The organism is Streptomyces javensis, from assembly GCF_039525925.1.
GTDB classification, from domain to species: Bacteria; Actinomycetota; Actinomycetes; order Streptomycetales; family Streptomycetaceae; genus Streptomyces; species Streptomyces asiaticus.
Genome location: NZ_BAAAIF010000272.1, coordinates 1 through 724 on the forward strand (window position 1 = coordinate 1; position 724 = coordinate 724).

The window sequence follows — 724 nt, forward strand, 5'->3', positions numbered from 1 at the left end:
TCGAAGGTGGAGTGGGGGTCGGTGCGGGTGCTGACCGAGGCGCGTGCGTGGCCGGTGGTCGATCGTCCCCGCCGCGCCGCCGTCTCCTCCTTCGGGGTGTCCGGTACGAACGCCCACCTCATCCTCGAACAGGCCGAACCGGAGCCCCTCCGGCGGGACCCGGTCGCCGCCGGGGTGTTGCCGTATCCGCTGTCCGCCCGCAACGACACCGGGGTCCGGGAGCAGGCGCGGCGGTTGCGCGCCCACCTGAAGCGCCACCCCGAGGCCGACCTCGGGGATGTGTCCCACTCGCTCGCCACGACGCGGACCATGTTTCCGCACCGCGCGGTACTGGTCGCCGCGGACCGCGATGAACTGGACGAACTCCTGAGCGCCTGCGCGGCCGGGGAGCCCCGTGGCGCGGTGGTCACGGGGAGGGCGATCGCCACGGGCCGACCCGTGTTGGTGTTTCCGGGGCAGGGGGCGCAGTGGGTGGGCATGGCGGCGGAGTTGTGGGAGTCGTCGCCGGTGTTCGCCGAGGCGATGGAGGAGTGCGCGGCGGCGTTGGCGCCGTTCGTGGACTGGTCGTTGGCGGATGTGCTGGGTGATGAGGTGGCGTTGGGGCGGGTGGATGTGGTGCAGCCGGTGCTGTTCGCGGTGATGGTGTCGCTGGCGCGGTTGTGGCGTTCGTTCGGGGTGGAGCCCGCGGCGGTGGTGGGGCATTCGCAGGGGGAGATCGCGGCGG

At 72.9% G+C, this 724-nt stretch carries 1 protein-coding gene; it reads left to right on the forward strand.

Features of this window, described 5'->3' with window-relative positions:
- A partial coding sequence (locus ABD329_RS47915) for an acyltransferase domain-containing protein (protein WP_344318308.1) occupies positions 1–724 on the forward strand: 724 nt, incomplete at both ends.